This is a genomic window from Mycolicibacter arupensis, from assembly GCF_002086515.1.
In the GTDB taxonomy this organism is placed as follows: domain Bacteria; phylum Actinomycetota; class Actinomycetes; order Mycobacteriales; family Mycobacteriaceae; genus Mycobacterium; species Mycobacterium arupense.
The window spans coordinates 46,303-55,538 of record NZ_MVHH01000030.1 but is presented as its reverse complement, the minus strand read 5'-3'; the positions used below and the strand labels follow the sequence as shown (position 1 = coordinate 55,538).

Sequence of the window (9,236 nt, the reverse complement as noted above, 5' to 3'; positions counted from 1 at the left end):
CACCTCGCCCCACTTTGCGTCCACTGTGTGTGAACTGGTGTTTTAGCTCCCGGCTGGTGGGGTGCCGCCACGTTCTGGACACAAAATCACCCGTTTGGTGGGGCGTAGGGGTGGAATGGACCTAAGAAATGGTGCGTAGTGGGGGATTGTGGGGTATCGTGGGCTGACGACGTCGAGAGTGGGAGGTGGCCGATGTTCCTCGGCACCTACACGCCCAAGCTCGACGACAAGGGGCGGCTGACACTGCCCGCGAAGTTTCGGGACGCACTGGCGGGAGGGTTGATGGTCACCAAGAGTCAGGACCACAGCCTGGCCGTGTATCCCCGGGCGGAGTTCGAGCAGTTGGCCCGCCGGGCGGCCAAGGCTTCGCGCAGCAACCCGGACGCGCGAGCATTCCTGCGCAACCTGGCCGCGGCCACCGACGAACAGCATCCCGACGCCCAGGGCCGGATCACCTTGTCGCCCGATCACCGTCGCTACGCCAACCTCTCCAAGGAGTGCGTGGTCATCGGGTCGGTCGATTACCTGGAGATCTGGGACGCGCAGGCCTGGAGCGACTACCAGCAGACGCACGAAGAGAACTTCTCCGCGGCCAGCGATGAAGCACTCAGCGACATCATCTGAGGCGCACGCCCGTGCCTCGTGGCCTCTGTCCGAACCGACCCTGACGTACTTCCCCAACGTCAGGTTCGCGCCGTCGGGCAGGGACCTCGAGGTAAGGGCCTGCGGGCGAGCCGCTCGCCGACAGGCCGCTTCTCGCGCAATTCACTGGCCGCAACAGGGAGGTGTTGCTGTGGCCGAGCAGGGCGAATTCGGACATGTGCCGGTTCTGCTGGACCGCTGTGTCGAGCTGTTGGCCCCGGCACTGACTCGGCGTTCGCCCGACGGGCGGGGCGCGACTCTGGTCGACGCCACCCTGGGCGCCGGTGGTCACACCGAGCGGTTTCTGACTGAGTTTCCCGGACTGCGCGTCATCGGTTTGGATCGCGACACCACCGCGCTCGACATCGCCGGTGCCCGGCTGGCCCGATTCGGTGATCGACTGCACACGGTGCGGACCCGCTACGACGGGATCAGCGCCGCACTGGCCGAATCAGGCTTGGGTGCAACCGGATCGGTCGACGGCGTGTTGTTCGACTTGGGCGTGTCCTCGATGCAGCTCGACCGGGTCGAGAGGGGATTCTCCTACGCCCAGGACGCGCCGCTCGACATGCGGATGGACCCGCAGGCGGATCTGACGGCGGCAGACATCGTGAACACCTACGACGCAGCGGCACTGACAGACATCCTGCGCCGCTTCGGTGAAGAGCGATTCGCCTCACGGATCGCCTCCTACATCGTGCGCCAACGGGCGCAGAAGCCTTTCACTTCAACAGGCGAACTGACCGAGCTGCTCTACCAGGCGATTCCGGCACCTGCGCGGCGCACCGGGGGCCACCCGGCCAAGCGCACGTTTCAGGCATTGCGGATCGCGGTCAATGGGGAGCTGGATTCGCTTCGGGAGGCGCTGCCGGCGGCACTGGAAGCCATCGCAGTGGGCGGACGCGTGGTGGTGATGGCCTACCAGTCATTGGAGGACCGGATCGTCAAGCAGCTTTTCGCCGCCGCGACCGCATCGCGTACACCCGTCGGATTGCCGGTCGAATTGCCCGGCGATGAACCGAAGTTCACGACGCTGACTCGGGGAGCTGAGCGGGCCGAGGCGGACGAGGTCGAGCGCAATCCCCGGGCGGGTTCGGTACGGCTGCGTGCCGTCGAGCGGGTGCAGGCCGGGGCGATCGTGGCAGCGAGGGGGAAGTGATGGCGACCAAGCGCACACCGGCGCCGGGGCAGGGCGACCGCCGCCGCAGCCCCGAGGGCACCACGCGCACCAGCCCGCGGCGTGCCACTGAGTCGGCGCAGGCGCGGGGCTCGCGCCGGCAGCGCGGGAGCGCACCCACCCCGGGCCGGGAGTCTCGGCCCCGGTCTGGCCCGTTCAAGACGACACCGCTTCGCCCCGATGCTCGACCGGTGCCGGCGAAGAGCACCAAACAGGCCAAGGCGCGCGCCAAGGCGCGGAAGGCCAAGGCGCCCAAGGTCGTCCGCATTCCCCTGCGCGAACGCCTGGTCGCCAAGCTGGCCTCGGTTGACCTGCGGCCGCGCACCCTGGCGGCCAAGGTTCCCTTCGTTGTGCTGATCATCGGCGCGCTGGCCGTCGGGCTGGGAATCACGTTGTGGCTCTCGACCGATGCTGCTGAACGGTCCTATCAGCTGGGCAGCATCCGGGAAAGCAACCGCGTGCTGCTTCAGCAGAAGGAAGCGCTTGAGCGTGACGTGCTCACCGCAGAGTCCGCGCCGGCGCTGGCCGAGGCGGCACGCGAACTGGGCATGATCCCCAGCCGCGACACCGCGCACCTGGTTCAGGACCCGGTCGGCAACTGGGTGGTCGTCGGTGTGCCCAAGCCCGCCGAGGGAATGCCGCCGCCGCCGTTGAACACCAAGCTGCCCGACGACGCGGCGCCGCCGGCAGAGGTCCCCGTTCGCCTGCCGCCGAGCGCGCCCAAGCTGGACAGTCGCCATCTGCCCGCCGCGGTGCCACCGGCTCCCGCGGTGCCCGGCGCACCGCTGGTCCTGCCCGGTCTGCCCGGCGCTCCCGGCATACCCATGGCCGGCCCCCTCCCGGGTCCTGGCGCGCAGGACATTCCGCTGCTGGCACCGCAACACGGGGGCATCCCGCCCGCCGCGGTGCCGCCCGGGCCGGAAGTGCCTGTGCAGGCGGCGCCTGCCCCGGAAGGTGCCGGGCTGCCGGCGACCGTGCTGCCGCCGGCCGGAGTGGTGCCGCCCGAGACCGTGCTGCGGCCGCAACTCCTGTTGCCACCGGACGCCGTGGGCGCACCGACGGTTCCCGGGGCCGCGCGATGACACGGACCGAGCGGGGAACCGGACCGGCGCGCCGCGCCGACAGTTCGGGCGCGGCCGACAGGCGAAAGACCCGCCGCGCCGCCGCCCCGCCGGCCAAAAAGGCCAAAGAGGCCAAGGCCGCCAAGGCCCCCAAGGCTAAGGCGCCGAAAGTTGCCCCGGCAATGGGGCACTCGGCCCGTGAGCGCCGTACCCGACAGGCCACCGAGATGGGTCTGCGCAGCGCCTCGTTCGTGTTCCGGCACCGCACCGGCAACGCGGTCATCTTCCTGGTGCTGGCTCTATCGGCAGCCCAACTCTTCTACCTGCAGGTTCCCCGGGCCTCCGGGTTGCGGGCCGAAGCCGCCGGACAACTCAAAGTCACCGACGTCCAACAGGCGATGCGTGGCGACATCATCGACCGCACCGGCGACAAGCTCGCGTTCACCACCGAGGCCCGCGCGCTGTCCTTCCAGCCGGTCAAGATCGGCAAACAGCTGGCCGACGCCAAGAAGAAGGACCCGTCGGCGCCCGATCCGCAGCTGCGGCTTCAGGAGATCGCCAAGGAGATCTCGACAAGGCTCGGCAACAAGCCGGACTCCGCTGCGCTGCTGAAGAAGTTGCGCAGCAACGAGACCTTCGTCTATCTCGCCCGTGCCGTGGACCCGGCGGTGGCAGAGCAGATCATCGAGAAATGCCCGGAGGTCGGCAGCGAGCGCCAAGACCTGCGGCAGTACCCGGGCGGATCCCTGGCGGCCAACATCATCGGTGGCATCGACTGGGACGGCCACGGCCTGCTGGGCCTGGAGGACTCGATGGACGCCGTGCTGGCCGGCACGGACGGCTCGGTCACCTACGACCGCGGTTCGGACGGCGTGGTGATCCCGGGCAGCTATCGCAACCGGCACAAGGCCGTCAACGGCTCGACCATTCAGCTCACCCTGGACGACGACATTCAGTTCTACGTGCAGCAGCAGGTGCAGCAGGCCAAGAACGTCACCGGCGCACACGACGTCACGGCCGTGGTGCTGGACGCGCACAGCGGTGAGGTGCTGGCGATGGCCGGCGACAACACCTTCGACCCGTCCCAGGACATCGGGCGTCAGGAGGACCGCCAGCTCGGCAATCCGGCGGTGTCCTCGCCGTTCGAGCCCGGCTCGGTCAACAAGATCATCACCGCCGCCTCGGTCATCGAATACGGCCTGGGCAACCCCGACGAAGTACTGCAGGTGCCCGGTTCGATCGACATCGCCGATGTCACCGTCGGTGATGCCTGGGTGCACGGAGTCGCGCCGTACACCATGACCGGCGTCTTCGGGAAGTCCTCCAACGTCGGCACCCTGATGTTGGCGCAGCGGGTGGGACCCGAGCGCTGGTTCGAGATGGCGGAGAAGTTCGGACTGGGGCAGCGCACCGGCGTCGCTCTTCCCGGTGAGAGTGCCGGTCTGCTTCCGCCGGTGGACCAATGGTCGGGCAGTTCTTTCGCCAACCTGCCTATCGGCCAGGGTCTTTCGATGACACTGCTGCAGATGACCGGGATGTATCAGGCCATCGCCAATGATGGCCTGCGGATTCCACCGCGGATCATCAAGGCGACGATCGCCGCCGACGGCAGCCGCACCGAGGAGCCGCGCCCCGACGGCGTTCGGGTGGTGTCGGAGCAGACCGCGGCGACCGTCCGCAACATGCTGCGTTCGGTGGTGCAGCGTGATCCCACCGGCGTCCAGCAGGGCACCGGCTGGCAGGCCGCCGTCGACGGGTACCAGATCGCCGGAAAGACCGGCACGGCTCAGCAGATCAACCCGGCCTGTGGCTGCTACTACAACGACGTCTACTGGATCACCTTCGCCGGGATTGCACCGGCGGACAATCCGCGCTACGTCATCGGTCTGATGATGAACAACCCGCACCGCGCGGCCGACGGCTCGCCGGGCACCTCCGCTGCTCCGCTGTTCCACAACATCGCCGGATGGTTGCTGCAACGTCACAACGTGCCGTTGTCGCCCGACCCCGGGCCGCCTCTGGTGCTGCAGGCGATGTAGCCGATCACGTGGCGTGCCGGCCTTACCCCGCTCTGAGGGCTGAGCCGAGGCACCTCTTGGACCCCGGTGACGGCCGCCGCCACGACGCGCCGTCGGCGTATGCCGGATCGCCTGCACCATGGTCACGGTCCGCCTAGGTAGTCTCAGGGCCGATCTTGACGACCGGACCGCAGCGGATGGAGGTGATCGCGGTGCCTGCTGCTCTGCGACCCGATGTCGGTGCGGGTTCGTCGCTGCGTGCGCTGGCGGCCCAGATCGGGGCGGTGGCGGTGACGGGCGACGTGGTGCCGGATGTGCCGATCACCGGTCTGACCCTGCGCGCCCAGGATGTGCGGCCGGGGGACCTGTTCGCGGCGCTGCCCGGTGCCGCCACTCATGGGGCACGGTTCGTCGGCGATGCCCTCGCCAGGGGCGCCGCCGCGGTGCTCTCGGACGGTGCCGGGATGGCCGAGATCGGTGATAGCGCAGCAGTGTCCGGTACACCTCTACTGGTTCACCCGGATCCGCGGGCGGTGCTCGGCGGACTGGCCGCACAGGTCTACGGAAATCCCTGCGAGCGGCTCACGATCATCGGAATCACCGGGACATCGGGCAAGACCACCACCACCTATCTGGTCGAGGCCGGGCTTCGGGCGGCGGGCCGCTCCGCCGGCCTGATCGGCACTGTGGGTGTGCGCATCGATGGCGTCGACCTGCCCAGCGCGCTGACCACCCCCGAGGCGCCGGCTCTGCAAGCGTTACTGGCGGTGATGGCGCAGCGCGGCGTGGACACCGTGGTGATGGAGGTCTCCAGCCATGCCCTGACCTTGGGGCGTGTCGACGGCATCCGATTTGCGGTGGGCGCCTTCACCAACCTGTCGCGCGATCATCTGGATTTTCACCCCACCATGGCGGACTACTTCGAGGCCAAGGCCCGGCTGTTCGATCCGGCCTCTCCGCTGCACGCCGCCAGATCGGTGGTCTGTGTGGACGACGACGCCGGCGCGGCGATGGCGGCGCGGGCGGCCGGGCCGATCACCGTCAGTGCCTCGGGCCGGCCGGCGGACTGGTGGCTGGAGCAGGCGAGCGCGGGCGGATCTGGCGGCCGGGAGTTCCTCGCTGTCGACCCCGCGGGAGTGCACCACCCGATCGGCATCGGACTTCCGGGCGACTACAACGTCGCCAACTGTCTTGTGGCGCTGGCGATTCTGGACGCCGTCGGCGTTTCTCCGGAGCAGGCCGCGCCCGGCCTGCGCCAGGCGCGAGTGCCGGGACGCATGGAGCCCATCGACCGCGGTCAGGATTTTCTGGCTGTGGTCGACTACGCCCACAAACCGGGGGCGCTCGCGGCGGTGCTGGGGACCCTGCGTCAGGAATTGCGCGATACGGCGGGCCGGCTGGCGGTGGTGTTCGGCGCCGGCGGTGATCGCGACCACGGAAAACGCGAGCCGATGGGACGGATCGCCGCCGAGGCCGCCGATCTGGTCGTGGTGACCGATGACAACCCACGCGGCGAAGACCCCGCCGACATCCGCCGGGCGGTCCTGGCCGGTGCGGCCGCGGGTGCTGCCCAGGTGGTCGAGATCGGTGACCGGCGGGCCGCGATCGAGCATGCGGTCCGATGGGCGCGGTCCGGGGACGTGGTGCTGATCGCGGGCAAGGGGCATGAGACCGGACAAACCGCCGCGGGGCAGACCCAGCCCTTCGATGACCGGGTGGAGCTGGCGGCGGCGCTGGAAGCGCGCGAGGAGCATCGATGATCGCGCTCAGTGTCGCGCAGGTCGCCCAGATCGTCGGCGGCCGGCTGGCAGACATCACCCCGGAGCAGGCCGAGAACACCATGGTCACCGGCACAGTGGAATTCGACTCTCGCCGGATCGGTCACGGTTCGTTGTTCCTGGCGCTGCCCGGCGCGCGGGCCGACGGCCACGATCACGCCGCGTCGGCGGTGGCCGCCGGCGCGGTGGCGGTATTGGCCGCCCGCCCGGTGGGGGTCCCGGCGATCGTCGTGACCCCGGCCGAGCCGGCATCTCCGAGCCGGTCCGGTGCGCTGGAGCATGATGACGCGGTCGGATCGGGTGCCGCGGTGCTGGCCGCGCTGGCCAAGCTGGCCACCGCGGTGTCCTCGGCGCTGGCCGCGAGGGGACTGACGATCATCGGCGTCACCGGGTCGTCGGGCAAGACCTCCACCAAGGATCTGATCGCCACGGTGCTGGCGCCGCTGGGCGAGGTGATAGCGCCGCCGGGGTCGTTCAACAACGAACTGGGCCACCCGTGGACGGTGCTGCGGGCTGACGAGAACACCGATTACCTGGTGTTGGAGCTGTCGGCACGGCATCGCGGCAACATCGCCGCGCTGGCCGAGATCGCCCGGCCACAGATCGCGGTGGTGCTCAACGTCGGGACGGCACACCTGGGGGAGTTCGGCTCCCGCGAGGCGATAGCCGAGACCAAAGGCGAGCTGGCACAAGCTGTTCCGGAAACGGGTGTGGTGATACTCAATGCCGATGACGCGGCGGTGGCCGCGATGGCCGACAAAACGGCCGCGCGGGTGGTGCGGGTCAGCCGCTCGAACTCCGCTGACGTGTGGGCCGGGCCGGTAACGCTCGACGAGCTGGCGCGCCCCCGGTTCACCCTGCACTCGGGCGCCGGCGAATCCGAGGTGCGGCTCGGGGTCTCCGGTGACCATCAGGTCGGTAACGCGCTGTGCGCCGCCGCGGTGGCCCTGGAGTGCGGTGCCACACCCCAACAGGTGGCCGACGCCCTGGCCGGGTCCGGACCGGCGTCGCGACACCGGATGCAGGTCAGCACCCGCGCCGACGGCGTGACCGTGATCGACGACTCCTACAACGCCAACCCGGACTCGATGCGTGCGGCGCTGCAGGCGCTGGCCTGGATCGCCCGCGGTGATATTCCGGGGGCCAAGCGGCGCAGCTGGGCGGTGCTGGGGGAGATGGCCGAGCTGGGCGAGGACGCGATATCGGAGCATGACCGCATCGGACGGCTCGCCGTGCGCTTAGATGTCTCTCGTCTCATTGTCGTCGGAGTAGGGAGATCGATGGGCGCGATGCTGCACGGCGCGGTCATGGAGGGATCCTGGGGTGCCGAAGCCACCGCGGTGCCCGACGTCGACGCTGCCCTTGCCCTGTTGCGCGCCGAACTGCAGTCCGGCGACGTGGTGCTCGTCAAGGCCTCCAACTCCGCCGGGCTGACCTCATTGGCGCAGGCGCTGACCAGCGAAGAGCCAGGAGATCGCCCATGATAATGATCCTGATCGCGGCCGGAGTCGCGCTGCTGGTCGCGATCCTGCTGACCCCGGTCCTGATCCGGGTGTTCACCAAACAGGGCTTCGGACAGGAGATCCGCGAGGACGGCCCGGCCAGCCACCAGCGCAAGCGCGGCACCCCGTCGATGGGCGGTGTGGCCATTGTGACCGGCATCTGGGCGGGTTACCTGGCGGCCGAACTGGCCGGGCTGGTGTTCTACGGCACCGGGCCGTCGGCGTCGGGCCTGCTGGTGTTGGGGCTGGCCACCGCGCTGGGTGGAGTGGGCTTCGTCGATGACCTGATCAAGATCCGCCGGTCGCGCAACCTTGGTCTGAACAAGACCGCCAAGACCATCGGCCAGGTCACCGCGGCCACCCTGTTCGGTCTGCTGGTGTTGTGTTTCCGCAACGGCTCCGGGCTGACCCCGGGCAGCCTGCAGCTGTCCTACGTGCGCGACATCGCCACCGTCACGCTGCCGGCGGCTGTGTTCGTGCTCTTCGTCATCGTGATCGTCAGCGCCTGGTCCAACGCGGTCAACTTCACCGACGGGCTGGACGGCCTGGCCGCCGGGTCCATGGCGATGGTCAGTGCCGCCTACGTGCTGATCACCGTGATGCAGCACCGCAACGCCTGCGCTATCGCGCCCGGTCTGGGCTGTTACAACGTGCGTGACCCGCTGGACTTGGCCCTGATCGCCGCGGCGACTGCCGGCGCGTGCATCGGGTTCCTGTGGTGGAATGCCGCACCGGCGAAGATCTTCATGGGCGACACCGGCTCGCTGGCGCTGGGCGGCGTGATCGCCGGGATGTCGATCACCACCCGTACCGAGATCCTCGCGGTGGTGCTCGGCGGGCTCTTCGTCGCCGAGATCACCTCGGTGGTGGTACAGATCCTGGCGTTTCGCACCACCGGCCGCCGGGTGTTCCGGATGGCCCCGTTCCATCACCACTTCGAGCTGGCCGGCTGGGCCGAGACCACGGTGATCATCCGGTTCTGGCTGCTCACCGCCATCGCCTGCGGGTTGGGTGTCTCCATGTTCTACGGCGAGTGGTTCACCGCCGTAGGCGGCTGA

7 protein-coding genes are annotated in these 9,236 nt (G+C 69.3%); all 7 read left to right on the top strand.

Annotation, left to right across the window (positions count from 1 at the left end; translation table 11 throughout):
- Positions 1 to 192: 192 nt before the first annotated feature.
- The 7 genes from mraZ (at position 193) to mraY (ending at position 9,236) form a co-directional block, all read left to right on the top strand.
- The gene (gene mraZ, locus BST15_RS14290) at positions 193 to 624 is read left to right on the top strand and encodes a division/cell wall cluster transcriptional repressor MraZ (protein WP_024440488.1); all 432 of its coding nucleotides are present in this window, start codon (positions 193 to 195) and stop codon (positions 622 to 624) included.
- Positions 599 to 1,801, top strand: a complete 1,203-nt coding sequence (rsmH, locus tag BST15_RS14285; RefSeq protein ID WP_083071013.1) for a 16S rRNA (cytosine(1402)-N(4))-methyltransferase RsmH — start codon at positions 599 to 601, stop codon at positions 1,799 to 1,801. Before mraZ ends, rsmH begins: the two co-directional genes overlap by 26 nt.
- Positions 1,798 to 2,901: a cell division protein FtsL gene (gene ftsL / locus BST15_RS14280; protein ID WP_409366543.1), complete on the top strand. Its 1,104-nt coding sequence runs from the start codon at positions 1,798 to 1,800 to the stop codon at positions 2,899 to 2,901. The genes rsmH and ftsL overlap by 4 nt, the downstream gene beginning before the upstream one ends.
- Positions 2,898 to 4,919, top strand: a complete 2,022-nt coding sequence (locus BST15_RS14275; protein WP_083071011.1) for a peptidoglycan D,D-transpeptidase FtsI family protein — start codon at positions 2,898 to 2,900, stop codon at positions 4,917 to 4,919. Before ftsL ends, BST15_RS14275 begins: the two co-directional genes overlap by 4 nt.
- Positions 4,920 to 5,095: 176 nt before the next feature.
- A complete protein-coding gene (locus tag BST15_RS14270) occupies positions 5,096 to 6,658 on the top strand; it encodes a UDP-N-acetylmuramoyl-L-alanyl-D-glutamate--2,6-diaminopimelate ligase (protein WP_046191242.1) in 1,563 nt (520 codons plus the stop codon).
- On the top strand, positions 6,655 to 8,160 hold the full coding sequence (locus tag BST15_RS14265; RefSeq protein WP_046191241.1) for a UDP-N-acetylmuramoyl-tripeptide--D-alanyl-D-alanine ligase: 1,506 nt from the start codon (positions 6,655 to 6,657) through the stop codon (positions 8,158 to 8,160). Before BST15_RS14270 ends, BST15_RS14265 begins: the two co-directional genes overlap by 4 nt.
- Positions 8,157 to 9,236 (top strand): phospho-N-acetylmuramoyl-pentapeptide-transferase, encoded by a 1,080-nt coding sequence (gene mraY / locus BST15_RS14260; protein ID WP_046191240.1) that lies wholly within the window; start codon positions 8,157 to 8,159, stop codon positions 9,234 to 9,236. Before BST15_RS14265 ends, mraY begins: the two co-directional genes overlap by 4 nt.